Raw genomic sequence first — 19,122 nt, forward strand, 5'->3', positions numbered from 1 at the left:
GCCACCTCCGTGGTTCTCCGGCCGCGTCACCGCGGCTCACCGACTCCGTGCCCATCCGACGGTCACCTGCGACGACGCGTCCCGCGCCGTCCTCGGATGCCGTTCTGTGACCGAACCATAGCGGTGACGGCGCTCACGGCCAAGCCCCGGTTGTTCACGCCCTGTTCAACCCCGCACGAGGCCTTGTTCACCGCGTCAGCGGCGGCGCTGCATCGCGTCCCGGACCTCGCCGACGAGCTCCTCGAGGATGTCCTCGAGGAAGACGACACCGACGGGGCGGCCACCCTCGTCCACCCGGGCGAGGTGCGCGCCGGAGCGCTGCATGGCGCGCAGCGCGTCCTCGACCTCCTCGTCGGGGCCGACGGTCGCGGTCGCGCGCACGCGCCACGTCGGCACGGGGCGCGACCGGTTGCCGTTGGTCGCGTACAGCACGTCCTTGAGGTGCAGGTAGCCCAGGAGCCGCCCGGGGCCGTCGTCCTCGGGCTCGACCATCGGGAACCGGCTGAATCCCGTCCGGGCCACCAGCCGTTCGACGTCCTCCGGGGAGGCTCCCGGGGCGAGCGTGACGAGCGACGCCAGCGGCACCATCACGTCACGCGCGGTGCGCGAGGAGAACTGGATCGCCCCGGTGAGCAGCCCCTGGTCGTCCTCGAGGACGCCCTCCGCCCGGGAGTGCTCGACGATCGACTGCACCTCCTCGACGGTGAAGGCCGAGGCCACCTCGTCCTTCGGCTCGACGCCCAGCATCCGGATCGCGTGGTTGGCCACCCAGTTGAGTGCCACGATGATCGGCCGGACGACGCGGGCGATGAACACCAGCGGCGGCGCGAACCAGAGCGCGGCCGCCTCCGGCCCCGTCACCGCGAGGTTCTTGGGGACCATCTCCCCCAGCACGACGTGCAGGTAGACGACGACGCCCAGGGCCAGCACCAGCGCCACCGGGTGCACGAGCTGCTCCGGCACCCCGAGCGCCGCGAACGGCCCCTCGAGCAGGTGGGCGAGCGCCGGCTCGGCGATGATCCCCAGCCCGGTCGAGCAGACGGTGATCCCGAGCTGGGCGCAGGCCAGCATGAGCGAGACGTTCTCCATCGCCCACAGCACGACCTTCGCGCGCCGCTCCCCGGCCTCCGCCCGCGGCTCGATGGTGCTGCGCTTCACGGACAGCACGGCGAACTCGGCGCCGACGAAGAAGGCGTTCCCGATCAGCAGCAGCGCGCCGACCAGCAGCGCGGTCCCGGTGCTCATGCGTCCTCCCCCACGACCCGGAGCCGCTCCACGCGGCGCCCCTCGACGATCTCGACGCGCAGCGTGACCCCGTCGACCTCGACGACGTCACCCTCGGCCGGCAGCCGCCCGAGGCGGTCCATGACCAGGCCGCCGAGCGTCTCGTAGGAGGCTCCCTCGGGCACGCGCAGCCCGGTGGACTCCTGCAGCTCGTCGGGGCGCAGCACGCCCGGCACCGCCCACGAGCCGTCCGCGAGCCGCGCCACGCCGCCGCGGCGCCGGTCGTGCTCGTCCGCGACGTCGCCCACGAGCTCCTCGACGACGTCCTCCAGCGTCACCACCCCGGAGGTCCCGCCGTACTCGTCCACGACGACGGCCATCTGCAGCCCGAGACCGCGCAGCTCCACGAGCAGGGGGCCGAGCGTGACGGTCTCCGGCACGCGCGGCGCGTCGACCATGAGCGCCCCGGCCGGGACGTCGTCACGGCGGGGGTCCGGGACGCCGACGGCGCGCCGCAGGTGCACCAGGCCGACGACGTCGTCGCGGTCGTCACCGATCACCGGGAAGCGCGAGTGGCCCGTGCGGTGGGCCAGGGCCACGACCTCCCGGGCGCTGGTGTCCCGGGAGACGACGGACATGCGCGTGCGGTCGGTCATCACGTCGCGCGCGGTGAGCTCGTCGAGCTCCAGGGAGTTCGCCAGCAGCGTCGCGGTGCCCTCCTCGAGGGTGCCCTCCTGGGCGGAGCGGCGCACCAGCGACAGCAGCTCGGAGGCCGACCGCGCGCCGGACAGCTCCTCGCGGGGCTCGATGCCCATGCGGCGCAGGATCGCGTTCGCCGACCCGTTCAGGACCGCGATGAGCGGCCCGAAGACGACGGTGAAGACCCGCTGCACCGGCACGACGGCGCGCGCGGTCGTGTGCGGCGTCGACAGCGCGAAGTTCTTGGGGATGAGCTCGCCGAACAGCATGGAGAAGGCGTTGACCACGACGAGAGCGAGGACCCCGGCCAGGACGGACGCCATCCCCGCGCCCAGCGGCGTGGCGGCGAGCCCGGCCCCGAACAGGGACAGCAGCGCCGGCTGGGCGGTGTAGCCCAGCAGGATCGTCGTCACGGTGATGCCGACCTGCGCCGAGCTCAGCTCGGTCGACAGGTGCTTCAGCCCGGAGCGGACGATGCGGTCCCGCCTGTCGGGACCCGTCCGGCCGGGCGAGGGACTGTCGCCCTCCTCGTCGTCGGCGCCGACGACCGCCGGGTCCAACGTGACCAGGGAGAACTCGCTCGCCACGAAGATCGCCGTGCCGGCGGTGAGCAGCACACCCACGGCGACCATGATCAGGTCGGTCAGCACGTGGGCCCCCGACGGCGGTCCGGACCGGTATATCGACTGTCATCCATCGTGCGCAGATCGTATCGGGTCGGCCCCGACGCTGTCGCACCGCGGCCGCCACGCCAGGAGATGCCCAGCGAAACCTCAGGTGTTGAGTGCAAGATGGGATCCATGACCACCACTGCGAGCAGTTCCGGGCAGGGCCAGCGGAATGCCACGGTGCTCGTCGTCGAGGACGAGCCGGCCATCGCCACCGCCATCGCGCAGCGCCTCTCCGCCGAAGGCTGGCGGGTCGAGGTCGCCCGCGACGGACTGTCGGGCGTGGACGCCGCGGCCCGGCTGCACCCGGACGCCGTCGTCCTCGACGTCATGCTGCCCGGCATCGACGGTCTAGAGGTGTGCCGCCGCATCCAGGCGGACCACCCCACCCCGGTCCTCATGCTGACGGCCCGTGACGACGAGACGGACATGATCATCGGGCTCGGCGTGGGCGCGGACGACTACATGACCAAGCCGTTCTCGATGCGCGAGCTCGTCGCGCGGGTCAAGGCCCTGCTGCGACGCGTGGAGCGGGCGGCGCAGGCCGCCGCCTCCGCACCCGCCGAGCCCCCGCTCGTGGCCGGCGACGTCACCATCGACCGTGCCCAGCGGCGCGTGCACCGCGCGGGCGAGGAGGTGCACCTGACGCCCACGGAGTTCGAGCTGCTCGTGATGCTCGCGGGCGCGCCCAAGACGGTGCAGACCCGCGAGAAGCTGCTCGCGGAGGTCTGGGACTGGGCGGACGCCAGCGGCACCCGCACGGTGGACTCCCACATCAAGGCGCTGCGGCGCAAGCTCGGACCGGACCTGATCCGCACGGTGCACGGGGTGGGCTACGCCTTCGAGCCGCCGGCCACCTGAGATGGCGACGCACGACGACGGACGGCGACGCGAGCACCGGCGGCTGGACGTCCGCCCGCTGGACCCCGTCCACTCGCTCAAGGTCAAGCTCGGACTGCTGGTGGTGGCCAGCGTGGCCGTCGGCGTGGTCGTCACGTGGGTGGGGCTGCGCAACGAGTTCGGGCCCAGCCGCACGTTCCCGCTGGCGATCCTGGTCTCGCTGCTGCTCACCTGGTTCCTCGCGCGCGGCATGACGTCGCCGCTGCGGGAGATGACGGCGGCGGCGCAGGCCATGGCCGACGGCGACTACTCGATCCGGGTGCGGTCCACCAGCCAGGACGAGGTCGGCCAGCTCGCCGAGGCGTTCAACACGATGTCCCGCGACCTGGAGTCCTCCGACCGGATCCGCCGCGAGCTCATCGCGAACGTCTCCCACGAGTTGCGCACGCCGGTGGCCGCCCTGCAGGCGCAGCTCGAGAACATGGTCGACGGCGTCACGGAGGCGACGCCCGCCTCGCTCGAGCTGTCGCTCGAGCAGACCGAGCGCCTGAGCCGCCTGGTGACCTACCTGCTCGACCTCTCCCGGGTCGAGGCCGGCGCCTCCGCCCTGACGCTGACCGAGTTCTCGGTGGGCGACTTCCTGGAGGAGTGCGCGGAGGCCGTCTCCATGGTCGACGCCGGCAAGGGACTGACCTACGTCGTCGACGTCACGCCGGAGGACCTTCCCCTGGAGGCCGACGTGGAGCGGCTGCGCCAGGTCGTGACCAACCTCCTGCAGAACGCCATCCGGCACTCCCCGCACGGGGGCACGGTCCGGCTGGACGCCTACCCGGCCGGGGACGACGTCGTCGTCGAGATCGGGGACGAGGGTCCCGGCATCGCGCCGGAGGACCGCGACCGCGTCTTCGAACGCTTCGCACGCGGGTCGACCAGCGGGCGCGCCCTGGCGGGCAGCGGTGGCACCGGCATCGGCCTGGCGATCGTGCGGTGGGCTGTCGATCTGCACGGGGGGCACGTGGAGGTCGCCGACACGGACACCGGGGCGACGATGCGGGTCCTGCTTCCCGCCGTCGCCCGACCGGCGCCCGGAGTGACCACGGAGTCCGCGCAGTAGCTCCGTGAGATCGGTCACACGGAAACGTGGCGGACCCCTGATCGTGAGACAGGCATGACGCCGCTCGACGCAACACCGAGGACTCCTTTCCTGGTGTATTACCCACGGACCACGCAGCGGTGAGGGAGCACGCCGCCGACCGCCGGCCCGCCCGCGGCCGGCCCTGCGAGGGCACGCCGAGGGCCTACCCTGGATGGTGCCCGGACATCGGGTGCAGGACGACGAGTGCAACGTGGGAAGTGGGCGATCCGGGAGTGGTGTCCCCGAAGGCTGGGTCAGAGTCGATCAACGCCGAGAGTGCGTCGTTCGGTGCCAACGAATGGCTCGTGGACGAGCTCTACGAGCAGTACCTGAAGGACAAGAACGCGGTCGATCCCGCGTGGTGGGACTTCTTCGCGGACTACACGCCCGACGAGTCCCCGGACGGGACGGCAGCGCGCCGGGACCAGGACGCCACCTCCCCCGCGACCGCTCCGTCGTCGGCCACCTCGGGGTCCTCCCCGGCCGCGACCCCGGCGCAGGACGAGGGCTCGGCCACCGGGTCCACCACGGCGTCCCCGGCCTCCGGCACGGCCGCCGCCGAGGCCTCGCAGGGCGCCTCCGACGCACCGGTCCCCGCCGACCCCCTCGTCTCCGCAGCGGACGCCCCCGTGGCCGAGGCGCTGCCGGCCACGGCCCCCTACGCGGAGATGGCCAAGGCGTCGCCGCACACGGACGACGACGACGCGAGCGACGAGGTGCGCAAGCTGCGGGGCCCGGCCGCACGGGTCGTGACCAACATGGAGGCCTCGCTCGAGGTCCCCACCGCGACGTCGGTGCGTGCCGTGCCGGCGAAGCTGATGGTCGACAACCGCATCGTCATCAACAACCACCTCCAGCGCGGTCGGGGCGGGAAGATCTCCTTCACCCACCTCATCGGGTTCGCCCTGGTCGAGGCGCTCGCCGACATGCCGGTCATGAACGCCCACTACCAGGAGGTCGACGGCAAGCCCGGGGTCGTGCAGCCCGCGCACGTCGGCTTCGGGCTCGCGATCGACCTCGCCAAGCCCGACGGCTCGCGCCAGCTCCTGGTGCCGAGCATCAAGAAGGCCGACGAGCTCGACTTCGCGGCGTTCTGGGCGGGCTACGAGGACCTCGTGCGCAAGGCGCGCGGCGGCAAGCTCGGCGTCGACGACTTCGCCGGCACCACGATCTCCCTGACCAACCCCGGCGGGATCGGCACGGTCCACTCCGTGCCGCGCCTGATGCAGGGCCAGGGCACGATCATCGGCGTCGGCGCGATGGACTACCCGGCGGAGTTCGCGGGTGCCTCGGACGAGCAGCTCGCCCGGATGGGCGTGTCGAAGGTCATGACGATCACCTCGACCTACGACCACCGCATCATCCAGGGCGCGCAGTCCGGTGAGTTCCTCAAGATCCTCAGCTCGAAGCTCCTCGGGCTCGACGGCTTCTACGACCGCGTCTTCGCCGCGCTGCGCGTGCCCTACGAGCCCGTGCGCTGGGTCCGCGACAACACCGTCGACTCCGACGTCGAGGCCGCCAAGCCCGCCAAGATCGCCGAGCTGGTGCACTCCTACCGCTCGCGCGGCCACCTCATGGCGGACACCGACCCCCTGGCCTACCGTCAGCGCAAGCACCCGGACCTCGACATCCAGACCCACGGCCTGACGTTGTGGGACCTGGACCGCGTGTTCCCGACCGGTGGCTTCGGCGGCAAGCCCAAGGCGACCCTGCGCGACACGCTCGGGCTGCTGCGCGACTCCTACTGCCGCTCCATCGGCATCGAGTACATGCACCTGTCCGACCCGGCCCAGCGCACGTGGCTCCAGGACCGGCTCGAGCACGGCTACGCACGCACCCCGCGCGAGGACCAGCTGCGCATCCTGCGCCGGCTGAACTCCGCCGAGGCGTTCGAGACGTTCCTGCAGACCAAGTACGTGGGCCAGAAGCGCTTCTCGCTCGAGGGCGGCGAGTCCGTCATCCCGCTGCTCGACGCGATCCTGTCCAAGGCGGCGGAGAACGGCCTGGACGAGGTCGGCGTCGGCATGGCCCACCGCGGGCGGCTCAACGTGCTCGCGAACATCGCGGGCAAGAGCTACGCGCAGATCTTCCAGGAGTTCGAGGGGCAGCTCGACCCGCGGTCCGTCCAGGGCTCCGGCGACGTGAAGTACCACCTGGGCACCGAGGGCACGTTCACCGCCGAGTCCGGCGCGACGACGAAGGTCTACCTCGCGGCGAACCCGTCGCACCTCGAGGCCGTCGACCCGGTGCTCCAGGGCATCGTGCGCGCCAAGCAGGACCGCATCGACCTCGGCGGCGACGGCTTCTCCGTGCTGCCGATCCTGCTGCACGGCGACGCCGCGTTCGCCGGCCAGGGCGTCGTGCCCGAGGTGCTCAACCTCGCGCAGCTGCGCGGCTACCGCACCGGCGGCACGATCCACGTGGTCATCAACAACCAGGTCGGCTTCACCACCGGTCCGTCGTCGTCCCGTTCGACGACGTACTCCACGGACGTGGCGAAGGGCTACCAGGTCCCGGTGTTCCACGTGAACGGTGACGACCCGGAGGCATGCGTCCGCGTGGCCGAGCTCGCCTTCGCCTACCGCGAGCAGTTCGACCGCGACGTGATCATCGACATGGTCTGCTACCGCCGCCGCGGCCACAACGAGGGCGACGACCCCTCGATGACGCAGCCGCTGATGTACAACCTCATCGAGGCCAAGCAGTCGGTGCGCAAGCTGTACACGAAGAACCTCGTGGCCCGCGGCGACATCACGGTCGAGGAGGCCGAGCAGGCCCTCAAGGACTACCAGGCCCAGCTGGAGCGCGTCTTCACCGAGACCAAGGGCTCCGGCCCCGCGGCTCCGGCCGGCACCGAGGAGATCGCCGGCCTGGAGCGCCCCGAGTCGCAGCGCGAGGACGCCGGCACGATGGTCGGCTGGCAGACCGCCGTCCCCCACACGGTGCTGGAGCGCGTCGGCGAGGTCCACGTCTCCCCGCCGGAGGGCTTCAGCGTCCACCCCAAGCTGGGCAAGCTCCTCGAGAAGCGCCAGCTCATGGCCAAGGAGGGGGACATCGACTGGGCGTTCGGCGAGCTCGCGGCCTTCGGGTCGCTCCTCGTCGAGGGCACTCCCGTCCGCCTGGCCGGTCAGGACTCGCGGCGTGGCACGTTCACGCAGCGCCACGCCGTCCTGCACGACCGGCACACCGGGGCCGAGTGGACGCCCCTGCTGTACCTGGCCGGCGACCAGGCCAAGTTCTGGGCGTACGACTCCTCGCTGAGCGAGTACGCCGCCCTCGGGTTCGAGTACGGCTACTCCGTGGAGCGTCCGGACGCCCTGGTGCTGTGGGAGGCGCAGTTCGGCGACTTCGTCAACGGCGCGCAGACGGTCATCGACGAGTTCATCTCCTCGGCCGAGCAGAAGTGGGCCCAGAACTCGTCCGTGGTGCTGCTGCTGCCCCACGGCTACGAGGGCCAGGGCCCCGACCACTCGTCGGCCCGCCCCGAGCGGTTCCTGCAGCTCTCCGCCGAGAACAACATGACCGTCGCCCAGCCGTCGACGCCGGCCTCGTACTTCCACCTGCTGCGCAAGCAGGCGTACGACCGGCCCCGTCGTCCGCTCGTGGTGCTCACGCCGAAGCAGCTGCTGCGGCTGAAGGCCGCGACGTCGTCCGTCGAGGACTTCACCACCGGGACGTTCGAGCCGGTGCTCGGCGACACCGCCGTGGCGCGGGGTGACATCTCGCCGTCGGCGGTGCAGCGCCTGGTGCTGTGCACCGGTCGCGTCTACTACGACCTCCTCGCCGAGCGGACCAAGCGGGAGGACGGCGCCACGGCGATCGTCCGCCTCGAGCAGCTCTACCCGTTCCCCGAGGAGCAGGTGCGCGCCGAGCTCGCGAAGTACCCCGACGCCGAGGTCGTCTGGGTCCAGGACGAGCCGCAGAACCAGGGCGCCTGGTCGTACCTGCACCTGGCGCTGCCCGAGGACCTGCCGCGCGTGCAGGTCATCTCGCGTCCGGCGTCGGCCTCGACCGCGGCCGGTACCGCCAAGCGGCACAAGGAGGAGCAGGCCACGCTGCTCGACCAGGTGTTCACCCGCTGAGCGCTCGCACGACGACGCAGGGCCCGGAAGGTCGCGACCTTCCGGGCCCTGCGTCGTCCTGCCGAGCGCGGCCGGGGCCGGTCCCGACGGCTCAGCGGCTCACCACCGGTCGTGGACGTGCGCGCGGATCGACGCGTCGTACAGGTCCCGCACGTCGGACGTGAAGAGCGGACCGAGGGACGACGCCGAACCCGCCGCGGCGTTGAGCCGTGCCTGCTCGGGGCTGCGGGCGCCCGGGATCACCGTCGACACGCCCGGCTGCTGCCAGACCCACGCCAGCGCCGCCTGGGCCGGCGTGAGGTCCTGGGTCAGGCCCTCGGCCAGCGCGGTGAACCGCCCCGCGGCCTCGACCCCGACCTCGAAGGGCACGCCCGAGAACGTCTCACCGACGTCGAACGCCTCACCCGACCGGTTGAAGGTGCGGTGGTCGTCCTCGGCGAAGGTCGTCTCGGTCGTGTAGCGCCCGGAGAGCAGCCCCGACGCCAGCGGGACCCGGGCGATGATGCCCACACCCGCCTCGGACGCGGCGGGCAGCACCTGTTCCAGGGGCTTGTGCCGGAAGGCGTTGAGGATGATCTGGACGGTCGCCACCCCCGGTCGCGCGATCGCCGTCAGGGCCTCGTCCACCGTCTCGACGGAGACGCCGTACGCGGCCATGACGCCCTCGGCGACCAGCTCGTCCAGCGCGTCGAAGACCTCGTCGCTGGAGTAGACGGGCGTGGGCGGGCAGTGCAGCTGCACCAGGTCCAGCCGGTCGACGCCGAGGTTGCGGCGCGAGCGGTCGGTCCACTCCCGGAAGTGGGGCAGCACGTAGTTCTCCGGCACCTGGTCGACGCGGCGCCCCATCTTCGTGGCCACGGTGATGCCCTGGCCCCGGTGGTCGGCCAGGAAGCGACCGATCGTCTCCTCGCTGCGCCCGTCGCCGTAGACGTCCGCGGTGTCGAAGAACGTCACCCCGGCCTCGAGCGCCGCCTCGAGCACGGCACGCGACTCGTCGTCGCCCACCTCGCCCCAGTCCGCTCCGAGCTGCCAGGTTCCCAGGCCGATCACCGACACCATCCGGCCGGTCCGGCCGAGCACCCGCTCTTCCATAAGTCCTCCAAGTCAGGGTTGACCAGTACACGCTACGTGGGACGCACCCGTCCGGCCTTCCGACTACGGTGTGACCGTGAACACGAGTCTTCGTCCCAGCATCTCCGACGCCCCGTCGGGCACCCAGCACCACATCCGAGCCGGCGAGCACGCCGTCACCGTGACCGAGGTCGGGGCGATGGTGCGCCAGTACACCGTCGCCGGCCGCGACGTCTTCGTGCCGTTCGGCGTCGACGAGCCGGCCCCGGTCTTCAACGCCGCCGTCCTGGTGCCCTGGCCGAACCGGCTGCGTGACGGGCGCTACACGGCCGACGGTGCGGAGCACCAGCTGGCCCTGTCCGAGCCCGCCCGGAGCACCGCGCTGCACGGCCTGGGCTGCTGGTACCGCTGGACGGCGGTGGAGTCGACGGCGGACTCGGTCACCCTCGAGCTCGCGCTGCCGGCGCAGAAGGGCTGGCCCTTCCAGCTGACCACGCGCGTGCGGTACGCCGTCGACGCCGATCGCGGCCTCGAGGTGCGCGTGCGGACCACCAACGTGGGCACGGGCACCGCCCCCTACGGTGTGGGCTTCCACCCGTGGCTGTCGACCGGGGGTGCGGCGCTGGACGACTGCACCGTGCGCCTGGACGCCGTCGAGCACGTGACCGTCGACGAGCGCCTGCTGCCCACCGGTGTCGAGCCCGTGTCCGGGGACCACGACCTGCGCGCGACGCGCTCGCTGGCCGGACTCGACCTCGACGACGCCTGGGTGGGGGCCACGCGCGACGACGCCGGGCTGGCCTGGTGCCTGCTCGGCTGCCCCGACGGGCGGACCCCGGCGGTGTGGATGGACGACTCGATGGACTGCTGGCAGGTCTGCTCGGCCGACCACATCCCGGGTCACGAGCGGTTCGGGCTCGCCGCCGAACCGATGAGCTGCTACGCCGACGCGTTCAACAGCGGCGACCGGCTCGCGCGCCTCGCTCCCGGCGAGTCGCACGAGGTGTGCTGGGGCGCGACGCTGCTCTGAACCGCGGTGCGGCCCGCGGCGAATCCGGGCAGGATGTCACAAATCTCCCACCCCGCCCTCCCTGGGAGGCGGGTGCGCGCGCAGCGCGGCGTGGGATCATGCGGAGCCGCACCCGGGCACGGGACAATGACGGCGCGACAAGCACGACAGCAGGGGACGGTGAGGGTTCGTGACGGACCGTGAGGTGCGCATCTGCGTGGTGGGCGACGAGCTCGGCGTGGGCGTCGGGGACGCCCGCGCCCTGGGCTGGACCGGCCGCGTCCTGGCGCGCACGCGGTTCGACGGACCGGCGATGTCGTTCACGCTGGCCGTCCCCGGGGAGACGACGTCGGGCCTCGGCGCTCGCTGGGAGGCCGAGACCGACCCCCGGTTCGGTCCGGAGGCCACCCACGACAACCGGCTCGTCGTCGCTCTCGGCCGCCACGACGTCGGTTCCGGGCTCTCGGTGGCGAGGTCGCGGCTCAACCTCGCCAACATCCTGGACGTGGCGGACAGCCGGCGCCTGCCGACCTTCGTCGTCGGACCGCCCCCCGGGCACCCCGAGGACGGCGACCGCATCGCCGAGCTCTCCGCGGCGTTCTCCGACGTCGCGAGCCGACGTCGCGTGCCCTACGTGGACACCTACACCCCGCTGGCCCAGCACGAGCAGTGGCTGGCGGACCTGGCGACGACGGGGTCGACCTTCCCGGGGCAGGCCGGTTACGGCCTCATGGCGTGGCTCGTGCTGCACACGGGCTGGCACGCCTGGCTCGGGCTGCCGCACGAGTCCGAGTGACGGCCCGCGCCACACCTCATCCGCGGGAGACGGTCACGTGCGCGGAGGTGACCGTGGCCGTCACGTAGGCCACGGCCCGGTGCTCCGCCGGAGGTTCGGCGTGGTCCACCACCAGCGTGCGGCCCGTCGAGGGGAGCACCGCACCGTCGAGGACGACCTGACCCGCGGCGCCTCGCACCTTGAGGCTCACGGGCGTGCCGTCGTCGAGCCGCAGCGCGACGGCGCCGGAGACCGTCTTGGCGGACACCAGGGGCGCCGAACCGGCCGCGGTGACCGTCACCGCACCGGAGACGGTGCTGGTCGAGACCCGGCCCAGCGTGCCGCCGAGCGTCAGCGATCCCGACACCACCTGCGCCGAGACGTCGCCGGAGTGGTCCGTGGCGTGGACGTCGCCGGAGACCGACCGCAGGTACAGCGACCCGGTGGTGCCCACGGTCCGGACCGTGCCCGTCACCGTCTTGACGACGGTGCCCCGGGTCCCCGACACCTCGGCGTCCCCGTCCACCGTGCCGACGTCGACGCTCACCGCCGCGGGCACCGTGACCCGCACGACGGCCCGAGCGTTCTCCCGCAGGGAGCGCACGCGCGCCACGAACGCCTCGACCTTGGAGCGTTCGTAGGCGAGCCGCAGGCTGGAGCCGGCCCGGGTGACCAGGAGGGGCTCCTCGCCCACCTCCAGCACCTCCACCCGGACCTGGTCCGTGTCCTGGTCCGCGACCACCTCCGCCCGTCCGGAGTCGAGGCGCAGGGACACGGTCTGCACACCGTTCACGTCGATGGTCTGCGGGGCCGCGACGGCCCAGGACTCGGTGCTCATGGTGCCTCCGGTGTGCGGGTGGTGCGGTTGCCCGGGCGTTCCGGTCCGTCACGATCCTGTGGGATCATGGACCGACCCCGTCAACCTTCTCGTGAGGAGACCGCCATGAGCAAGCGCGGTAGCAAGCGGCGCGGCCGCAAGAGCAAGGCAGCCAACCACGGCAAGCGTCCCAACGCCTGATCCGTGCGCGGCGATCGCCTGCACGACGAAGGGCCGGACCTGATCAGGTCCGGCCCTTCGTGGTCGGGGCAGCCGTGCCGGGTCAGTCGCTCACCGTCATCACGGTGATCTGCTGACGGATGCGCACGAGCAGGGTCTCGGGGGCGTGCTCGGCACAGGACCGCTTGACCAGCTTCTTGACGAGCTCCTCGATGCTGAGCTCGGCCAGACAGGGCGAGCAGTGCGCGACGTGGGCGCGCATCCGCTGCTCGTCGGCCTCGGTCATCTCGGAGTCGAGGTAGTCGTACAGGTGCGTCAGCGCGTGGTCGCAGTCGCTCTCACCCTCGGCGGGTTCGTGCGGGATGGGGGTGAGGTCGCTCATTTCTCTCCTCCGCGAGCTCCGGCGAGTCCACGGTCCGCGGCGTAGTCGGCGAGCAGCTCCCGCAGCTGCCGGCGGCCACGGTGCAGCCGGGACATCACCGTCCCGATCGGTGTACCCATGATCTCGGCGATCTCCTTGTAGGGGAAGCCCTCGACGTCCGCGTAGTACACGACCATGCGACGTTCCTCGGGCAGCTCGGCCAGCGCGCGCTTGACGTCCGAGTCCGGGAGCCGGTCGAGCGCCTCGACCTCGGCGGAGCGCAGCCCCTGCGAGGTGTGCGTCGCGGCCCGGGCGATCTGCCAGTCCTCGATGTCGTCCGTCTGGGCCTGCTGCGGCTGGCGCTGCTTCTTGCGGTAGTTGTTGATGAAGGTGTTCGTCAGGATGCGGTACAGCCACGCCTTGAGATTCGTCCCGGGGCGGTACTGGTGGAAGGCCGCGAACGCCTTGGCGAAGGTCTCCTGGACGAGGTCCTCGGCGTCCGTCGGGTTGCGCGTCATGCGCAGCGCGGCCGAGTAGAGCTGGTCGACGAACTGCAGGGCGTCGCGCTCGAAGCGAGCGGCGCGCTGCGTCGGCGACTCCTCGTCGGGGGCGCGCTCGGTGTCCGCACCGACCTCGTCCGGGGTGGTGTGCGGATCGTTCGTTCCGGCGTCGTCATCCTGGGTCATCGCTGTCGAGCCTAGCCCTGACGGCCAGGTCGCGCGGGACGTGCCGGAGGCGTTCGCGGCGCCGACGCCGAGGTCGGCCGCGACGCCGAACAGCGGGACGTCGGCTCGTGCCGCCGGGGCGGGGGCTGGGCGGGTCATGCAGGCTTCCACATGCGTCGTCAACCGCGGCGCGGGCGCGCGCATTCCCGGTCCGGCACGCTGCAGGCCGCGGCGACCGGCGGTCAGCCCGCGAGGTCGGCGAACCGCCGCCGGTACGCCGTCGGGCTGGTGGCGAGGACCCTCGCGAAGTGGTGCCGCAGCACCGCGGAGCTGCCGAACCCGACGAGCCGGGCGACCTCCTCGACGCCGGCACCGGTGGACTCCAGCAGCTCCTGGGCCCGCAGCACCCGCTGGCGGACCAACCAGGCGGCGGGCGTGGTGCCGGTCTCCGCGGCGAACCGGCGGGCGAAGGTGCGTTCGGACAGCATCGCCCGCCGCGCGAGCAGGGGCACCGTGTGCGGCAGGTCGAGGTGCTCGCGGACCCACGCGAGGAGCGGGGCGAGCGTGTCGGCCTCCGCGGGCACGGGGTCGACGACGAACTGCGCCTGGCCGCCGTCGCGCTGCGGCGGGACGATCATGCGGCGCGCGATCGTGCGGGCCGCTTCTCCGCCGAGCTCGGACCGTACGAGGTGCAGCGCGGCGTCGATGCCGGCGGCGGTCCCGGCACTGGTGAGCACGCGGCCGTCCTGGACGTAGAGGACGTCGGGGTCGACCTGCGCCGACGGCGCGAGGGCCGCGAGGCGGTCGGCGAACATCCAGTGCGTGGTGCACCGCCGCCCGTCGAGCAGCCCGGCGGCAGCGAGCACGAAGGCGCCGGAGCACAGCGACAGGACCCAGGCGCCCCGGTCGTGGGCGCGGCGCAGGGCCTCGAGGTACGCCGGCGGCACGTCGATGTGCTCGGTGTCCGAGATCACGTCGTAGGCGACCGCGACGACGACGTCGGCCTCCTCGGTGGCCGCCAGTCCGGCGTCGACCTGGATGCCGAACCCGCCCTTGGTCGGGATCAGGCCGGGCTCGGGGGTGCACACCGTGAAGTCGAAGACCGGGCCGCCGGTGTCGCTGCGGTCGATGCCGAAGACCTCGTAGGCGATGCCGAGCTCGAACGGCGCGACACCGGGGACGACGACGGCAGCCACCTTCTGGATCATCGGTTCATGATGCCAGGTGCGCGGCAGGACATCGAGGGTCGATGATGATCTGCCACCTCACGGTGCTCATCCGACGGTGGCCGCGGCCGCGGCGAGCACGGCGGCCACGACCACCCCGAGGCCGACGAGGAGACCGCCGCCGCGGACCGACGCGCCCCGGCGCCTCCCCAGCCGCGTCACGACGAGGACGATCACGGCCGCGCCGACGGCGACGCCCGCCCCCACCCCGAGGAAGGACGCGGCGGCGTCGGGGTCGCCGCCGGAACCCATGAAGCCCGACGCGGTGATCAGGGCACCGAACCCCGTCCACAGCGGCACCAGGACGATGCCGCAGACCGCGACGAGCCACACCAGGGGCGACGCCCAGCCCGCCCCGTCGCCGCGGACCCGCCCTGATTCCTCCGGCACGGCACCGCGCGGCACGGCACCGCGCGGCACGGCACCGCTGTCCCCGTCGGGGCCGCTCGCCGCCGGGGCGGGCCCGCGCCGCCGGTCCCGGGCGGCCACCACGGCGCACCCCGCGACCGCGGGCACCGCTGCGCCGACGGCCGCGACGACGTCGTACCCCCAGCCGGGCAGCGATCCGACGCCGGCGGCGAGTCCGGACCCGGGCAGGAGGAGGCCGAACACGACGCCGGCGCCCGCGAACGCCGCCAGCCGCGCCCCGAGCGGGTACCGCCACACGAGCGAGACCAGCAGGGCGGCGCCGGGCAGCCCCACCAGTGCGACCGGGATCCCGGTCCACAGCAGACCGTGCACCACGAGATCGGGCAGGGACCAGCCGCCGGAGGCCCCGCCCGTGACCGCCGAGGCGACGGCGACGAGGAGGAGCAGGTGGACGGCGAGCCCGACGACGCAGATCCACAGCGCGGTGGGCCAGGGTCGCACCGTCACCAGACGCTCCGTGTCCATGGTCAACGACCTCATCGGGGCTGCTCCCGTCTGTCAACAGCAGCCGCGACATGGTGGCAGGAAGTCGACGAAGAGTGTCGATGGCGCCACTCGTGGCTGATGATCGATGGTCAAAGAATTGCTGCCATGACCCTCGCACTGACCCTCACCCTGGCCGGCGGCATCGCCTGGCTCGTCGCCCTGCGCCGCACGGTGCGCAACGACGGCCTGGGGGCCCGGAGGCCGCCCCGGTCCCACCGCGACTGGTGGGAGGGCGCCGACCCGGGCTGACGCCGGCCGGGCACGCGCCCGCACCGGTAGGCATGAACCCCGCCCCTCTGCCACAGTGGGGCCATGCTGCTGCGACGTCTCGCCCGCCCCCTGCTGGCCGTCCCGTTCGTCTACGACGGCACCTCCACCGCGCTGCGACCGGCCGAGCACACCGAGGCCGCCCGGCGCGGTGCGGACACGGTGACCGACGCGCTCGGCGTCGACCGGCTCGACGACACGCAGGTCTCGCTGCTGGTGCGCGCGCACGGGGCCGCCACGGCCGTGGCCGGCCTCCTCCTCGCCGTCGGGCGCGCGCCCCGCACGGCCGCGCTCACCCTGGCCGCGCTCACGGCACCGCTGGCCGTGGTCAACCAGCCGTTCACGTCCAAGGGCGACGAACGGCGGGAGCGCACGGGGAAGTTCGTGCGCAACCTCGGCGCGGTCGGGGCCGCCGTGATCGCCGGCATCGACCTCGAGGGCCGCCCCGGCGTCACCTACCGGCTCGAGCAGAAGCGCTCCGTCGCCACGCGGTCGGCCCACCACGCCGCCGACACGGCGTCCCGGTCCGCGAAGCACGCGGCCCACCAGGCCAAGAGCTCGGTCGAGCACACCGCCGACACCGCGAAGCGGTCCGCCCGGCACGCCGCCCAGCGGGCCCAGGGCACCGTCGAGCACAGCGCCCGGTCCGCGAGGAAGTCGGCCGAGCACGCCGCGAAGCGCGCCACGGCGTCGGCCCGGCGGGCCGCCGCCGAGCTGAGCTGAGAGCCGGCCCACCGCGCGTCCCGGCCCACGGGACGGCGGCGTCCCCGGCGGGTCGCTCGACTAGGCTCGGGCCCATGACGAGCGCGCACGCCCCGACCGACCTCCCGCTGTGGGAAGCACCCCTCGCGGGCGACCCCGTCGACGCAACCGTCGAGGTCCCGGGCAGCAAGTCGCTCACGAACCGCCTCCTCGTCCTGGCCGCGCTGGCCGACGCGCCCGGCACCCTGCGCGGGGCGCTGCGTTCTCGCGACGCCGACCTGATGATCGCCGCGCTGCGGTCCCTCGGCGCCACGATCACCGAGGGTGCGGACCCGAGCACGCTGCACGTCACCCCCGGCCGCCTCACCGGCGACGTCGACGTCGACTGCGGGCTCGCGGGCACCGTCATGCGGTTCCTCCCGCCGGTGGCGGCGCTGGCCGACGGCGACGTCCGGTTCGACGGCGACCCGGGCGCGCGGGTCCGTCCCATGCTGCCGGTGCTGGCGGCGCTGCACGCGCTCGGGGTCCGCGTGCTCGACAAGGCCCCCGGGGGCGGGCAGGGGCTGCCCACCCACCTGCCGTTCACCGTCCGGGGCCGCGGCCACGTCGCCGGCGGCGCCGTCGACATCGACTCCTCGGCGTCCTCGCAGTTCGTCTCGGCGCTCCTGCTCGCCGCCCCCCGGTTCGACCGGGCCCTCACCCTGCGCCACATCGGCGCCACGCTGCCGTCCCTGCCGCACATCGAGATGACCGTGGCCACCCTGCGCGAGGTCGGCGTGGACGTCGACGACTCCCGCGACGGCATCTGGCGCGTCACACCCGGCCCGATCGCCGCCCGGGACGTGCGCGTGGAGCCGGACCTGTCCAACGCGGCGCCGTTCCTGGCCGCCGCCCTCGTCGCGGGCGGCACCGTCCGCGTGCCCGGCTGGCCCGCGACGACGACGCAGCCCGGCGCCCTGGTCCCCGGGCTGCTCGAGCGGATGGGCGGGTCGGTGGCCCGGGACGGTGACGTGCTCGCCGTCACGGGCACCGGCGAGATCCACGGGATCGACGTCGACCTGCACGCCGGGGGCGAGCTCGCCCCCACCTTCGCGGTGCTCGCCGCGCTGGCCGACTCCCCCAGCCGGCTGCGCGGCATCGCCCACCTGCGTGGGCACGAGACGGACCGGCTGGCCGCGCTCGCCACCGAGATCACCCGCCTCGGGGGCCGGTGCGAGGAGACCCGCGACGGGCTGGTCATCACCCCGCGGCCCCTGCACGGCGGGACCTTCCGCACCTACGCCGACCACCGCATGGCCACCTCGGCCGCGCTGCTCGGGCTGCGTGTGCCGGGCGTCCTGGTCGAGGACGTGGCCACGACCGCCAAGACGCTGCCGGGCTTCGACGCGATCTGGGCCCGCATGCTGGGCCGTACGGACGGCCGGGCCTGATGGCGCGCCGGGTCCGCGACGAGCACGAGCGCTTCGCGCGCCCGTCCAAGCACGGGTCGCGGCCCCGGTCCAAGCAGCGTCCCGACCACGCCGACGCCGTCACCGGCCTGGTCACCGGCGTCGACCGGGGGCGCTACACCCTGGTGGTCGACGACGGCGGCCCGGACGAGCGCGAGATCCTCGCCATGAAGGCGCGCGAGCTCTCCCGCACGCGGGCGGTGGTCGGCGACCGGGTCGACGTCGTCGGCGACGTCTCGGGCGACGACGGCACGCTCGCCCGGATCGTGCGCATCCAGGAACGCACCGCGGTGCTGCGCCGCACGGCGGACGACACCGACCCGTACGAGCGCATCGTCGTGGCCAACGCCGACCAGCTCGTCGTCGTGGTGGCGCTCGCCCAGCCCGAGCCGCGCACCGGGATGATCGACCGCTGCGTCGTGGCCGCGTACGACGCCGGCATGGACGTGCTGCTGTGCCTGACCAAGGCCGACCTCGCCCCCGCCGACGATCTCTTCGCGCTCTACGAGCCGATCGGCGTCCAGGTCGTCGTGACCCGGCGCGACGACCCGGCCGCCGTGGAGGCCGTCCGCGAGCGCCTGCTGGGACGGACCTCCGTCCTGGTCGGGCACTCCGGGGTCGGCAAGTCGACGCTGATCAACGCGCTCGTCCCGGCCGCCGGTCGCGCCACCGGGGTCGTCAACGACGTCACCGGCCGGGGGCGGCACACGTCCACCTCGGCCGTGGCGCTGCGGCTGCCGGTGGCGGGACAGGACGCAGGCGGGGGCACGGCGCACGACGGCTGGGTGATCGACACCCCCGGCGTGCGATCGTTCGGGCTCGCCCACGTCGAGACCGATCACCTGCTGCGCGCCTTCGAGGACCTCGACGCGGCGGCGCAGGAGTGCCCGCGCGGGTGCACGCACGCCGCCGACGCCCCGGACTGCGCGCTGGACGACTGGGTGGCCGCGGCCGACGACGAGCCCGGCCGCGCCGGGCGGGCGGCGCGGCTGGGCTCGTTCCGCCGGCTGCTGTCCTCACGGACCGCGGCGGACTGAC

General features: G+C 73.3%; 18 protein-coding genes. 10 read left to right on the top strand and 8 right to left on the bottom strand.

The window, feature by feature from the left end; all coding sequences use genetic code 11:
* Positions 1-195 precede the first annotated feature (195 nt).
* Positions 196-1,245, bottom strand: coding sequence for a hemolysin family protein (locus ACIQLL_RS10680; RefSeq protein ID WP_402466587.1), 1,050 nt, complete (start codon positions 1,243-1,245; stop codon positions 196-198).
* Positions 1,242-2,573, bottom strand: coding sequence for a hemolysin family protein (locus ACIQLL_RS10685; protein ID WP_402466590.1), 1,332 nt, complete (start codon positions 2,571-2,573; stop codon positions 1,242-1,244). The genes ACIQLL_RS10680 and ACIQLL_RS10685 overlap by 4 nt, the downstream gene beginning before the upstream one ends.
* 150 nt (positions 2,574-2,723) lie before the next feature.
* On the opposite strand from ACIQLL_RS10685, the gene ACIQLL_RS10690 reads away from it, so the two are divergent.
* From ACIQLL_RS10690 to ACIQLL_RS10700, 3 genes are all read left to right on the top strand, one after another.
* Positions 2,724-3,452, top strand: a complete 729-nt coding sequence (locus ACIQLL_RS10690; RefSeq protein ID WP_402466592.1) for a response regulator transcription factor — start codon at positions 2,724-2,726, stop codon at positions 3,450-3,452.
* 1 nt (position 3,453) lies between these two features.
* Positions 3,454-4,545, top strand: coding sequence for a HAMP domain-containing sensor histidine kinase (locus ACIQLL_RS10695; protein ID WP_402466595.1), 1,092 nt, complete (start codon positions 3,454-3,456; stop codon positions 4,543-4,545).
* A 257-nt stretch (positions 4,546-4,802) separates the two neighbouring features.
* A complete protein-coding gene (locus tag ACIQLL_RS10700) occupies positions 4,803-8,648 on the top strand; it encodes a multifunctional oxoglutarate decarboxylase/oxoglutarate dehydrogenase thiamine pyrophosphate-binding subunit/dihydrolipoyllysine-residue succinyltransferase subunit (RefSeq protein ID WP_402466598.1) in 3,846 nt (1,281 codons plus the stop codon).
* A 99-nt stretch (positions 8,649-8,747) separates the two neighbouring features.
* Here the strand turns inward: ACIQLL_RS10700 and ACIQLL_RS10705 are convergent, their stop codons facing one another.
* Positions 8,748-9,740 carry an aldo/keto reductase gene (locus tag ACIQLL_RS10705; protein ID WP_402466601.1) on the bottom strand — a complete coding sequence of 331 codons (993 nt, stop codon included), beginning with the start codon at positions 9,738-9,740 and terminating at the stop codon, positions 8,748-8,750.
* Between the two features lie 76 nt (positions 9,741-9,816).
* Between ACIQLL_RS10705 and ACIQLL_RS10710 the strand changes: the two genes are divergently transcribed.
* Positions 9,817-10,749 carry an aldose 1-epimerase family protein gene (locus ACIQLL_RS10710; RefSeq protein ID WP_402466604.1) on the top strand — a complete coding sequence of 311 codons (933 nt, stop codon included), beginning with the start codon at positions 9,817-9,819 and terminating at the stop codon, positions 10,747-10,749.
* A 169-nt stretch (positions 10,750-10,918) separates the two neighbouring features.
* Entirely contained in the window at positions 10,919-11,524 is a 606-nt protein-coding gene (locus ACIQLL_RS10715; protein WP_402466606.1) for a GDSL-type esterase/lipase family protein, read from the top strand.
* 16 nt (positions 11,525-11,540) lie between these two features.
* Here ACIQLL_RS10715 and ACIQLL_RS10720 read toward each other — a convergent pair whose 3' ends face one another.
* The gene (locus tag ACIQLL_RS10720; RefSeq protein ID WP_402466609.1) at positions 11,541-12,341 is read right to left on the bottom strand and encodes a DUF4097 family beta strand repeat-containing protein; all 801 of its coding nucleotides are present in this window, start codon (positions 12,339-12,341) and stop codon (positions 11,541-11,543) included.
* Between the two features lie 105 nt (positions 12,342-12,446).
* On the opposite strand from ACIQLL_RS10720, the gene ACIQLL_RS10725 reads away from it, so the two are divergent.
* A complete protein-coding gene (locus ACIQLL_RS10725) occupies positions 12,447-12,521 on the top strand; it encodes a 50S ribosomal protein bL37 (RefSeq protein ID WP_402375911.1) in 75 nt (24 codons plus the stop codon).
* Between the two features lie 82 nt (positions 12,522-12,603).
* Here ACIQLL_RS10725 and rsrA read toward each other — a convergent pair whose 3' ends face one another.
* The 4 genes from rsrA to ACIQLL_RS10745 form a co-directional block, all read right to left on the bottom strand.
* Entirely contained in the window at positions 12,604-12,882 is a 279-nt protein-coding gene (rsrA, locus tag ACIQLL_RS10730; RefSeq protein WP_402466611.1) for a mycothiol system anti-sigma-R factor, read from the bottom strand.
* Positions 12,879-13,685, bottom strand: coding sequence for a sigma-70 family RNA polymerase sigma factor (locus ACIQLL_RS10735; RefSeq protein WP_402466614.1), 807 nt, complete (start codon positions 13,683-13,685; stop codon positions 12,879-12,881). The genes rsrA and ACIQLL_RS10735 overlap by 4 nt, the downstream gene beginning before the upstream one ends.
* An 83-nt stretch (positions 13,686-13,768) precedes the next feature.
* On the bottom strand, positions 13,769-14,734 hold the full coding sequence (locus ACIQLL_RS10740; RefSeq protein WP_402466616.1) for a helix-turn-helix domain-containing protein: 966 nt from the start codon (positions 14,732-14,734) through the stop codon (positions 13,769-13,771).
* Positions 14,735-14,800: 66 nt separating this feature from the next.
* On the bottom strand, positions 14,801-15,646 hold the full coding sequence (locus tag ACIQLL_RS10745) for a hypothetical protein (RefSeq protein WP_402466618.1): 846 nt from the start codon (positions 15,644-15,646) through the stop codon (positions 14,801-14,803).
* Between the two features lie 126 nt (positions 15,647-15,772).
* On the opposite strand from ACIQLL_RS10745, the gene ACIQLL_RS10750 reads away from it, so the two are divergent.
* The 4 genes from ACIQLL_RS10750 (at position 15,773) to rsgA (ending at position 19,121) form a co-directional block, all read left to right on the top strand.
* On the top strand, positions 15,773-15,916 hold the full coding sequence (locus ACIQLL_RS10750; RefSeq protein ID WP_402466620.1) for a hypothetical protein: 144 nt from the start codon (positions 15,773-15,775) through the stop codon (positions 15,914-15,916).
* A gap of 63 nt (positions 15,917-15,979) precedes the next feature.
* On the top strand, positions 15,980-16,657 hold the full coding sequence (locus tag ACIQLL_RS10755) for a DoxX family protein (RefSeq protein ID WP_402466623.1): 678 nt from the start codon (positions 15,980-15,982) through the stop codon (positions 16,655-16,657).
* Between the two features lie 74 nt (positions 16,658-16,731).
* On the top strand, positions 16,732-18,066 hold the full coding sequence (gene aroA, locus ACIQLL_RS10760) for a 3-phosphoshikimate 1-carboxyvinyltransferase (protein ID WP_402466625.1): 1,335 nt from the start codon (positions 16,732-16,734) through the stop codon (positions 18,064-18,066).
* Positions 18,066-19,121, top strand: coding sequence for a ribosome small subunit-dependent GTPase A (rsgA, locus tag ACIQLL_RS10765; protein ID WP_402466627.1), 1,056 nt, complete (start codon positions 18,066-18,068; stop codon positions 19,119-19,121). The genes aroA and rsgA overlap by 1 nt, the downstream gene beginning before the upstream one ends.
* The last annotated feature ends 1 nt before the right edge of the window (position 19,122 follow it).

Origin of the sequence: Isoptericola aurantiacus (assembly GCF_044769875.1) — a bacterium.
Lineage (GTDB): Bacteria > Actinomycetota > Actinomycetes > Actinomycetales > Cellulomonadaceae > Isoptericola > Isoptericola aurantiacus.

Excerpts from the sequence above, each read along its gene's own strand:
- ACIQLL_RS10680 (WP_402466587.1), bottom strand. The coding sequence starts at position 1,245 with ATGAGCACCGGGACCGCGCTGCTGGTCGGCGCGCTGCTGCTGATCGGG.
- ACIQLL_RS10690 (WP_402466592.1), top strand. The coding sequence starts at position 2,724 with ATGACCACCACTGCGAGCAGTTCCGGGCAGGGCCAGCGGAATGCCACG.
- ACIQLL_RS10695 (WP_402466595.1), top strand. The coding sequence starts at position 3,454 with ATGGCGACGCACGACGACGGACGGCGACGCGAGCACCGGCGGCTGGAC.
- ACIQLL_RS10705 (WP_402466601.1), bottom strand. The coding sequence starts at position 9,740 with ATGGAAGAGCGGGTGCTCGGCCGGACCGGCCGGATGGTGTCGGTGATC.
- ACIQLL_RS10720 (WP_402466609.1), bottom strand. The coding sequence starts at position 12,341 with ATGAGCACCGAGTCCTGGGCCGTCGCGGCCCCGCAGACCATCGACGTG.
- rsrA (WP_402466611.1), bottom strand. The coding sequence starts at position 12,882 with ATGAGCGACCTCACCCCCATCCCGCACGAACCCGCCGAGGGTGAGAGC.
- ACIQLL_RS10735 (WP_402466614.1), bottom strand. The coding sequence starts at position 13,685 with ATGACCCGCCCAGCCCCCGCCCCGGCGGCACGAGCCGACGTCCCGCTG.
- ACIQLL_RS10740 (WP_402466616.1), bottom strand. The coding sequence starts at position 14,734 with ATGATCCAGAAGGTGGCTGCCGTCGTCGTCCCCGGTGTCGCGCCGTTC.
- ACIQLL_RS10745 (WP_402466618.1), bottom strand. The coding sequence starts at position 15,646 with ATGGACACGGAGCGTCTGGTGACGGTGCGACCCTGGCCCACCGCGCTG.
- ACIQLL_RS10750 (WP_402466620.1), top strand. The coding sequence starts at position 15,773 with ATGACCCTCGCACTGACCCTCACCCTGGCCGGCGGCATCGCCTGGCTC.
- ACIQLL_RS10755 (WP_402466623.1), top strand. The coding sequence starts at position 15,980 with ATGCTGCTGCGACGTCTCGCCCGCCCCCTGCTGGCCGTCCCGTTCGTC.
- aroA (WP_402466625.1), top strand. The coding sequence starts at position 16,732 with ATGACGAGCGCGCACGCCCCGACCGACCTCCCGCTGTGGGAAGCACCC.
- rsgA (WP_402466627.1), top strand. The coding sequence starts at position 18,066 with ATGGCGCGCCGGGTCCGCGACGAGCACGAGCGCTTCGCGCGCCCGTCC.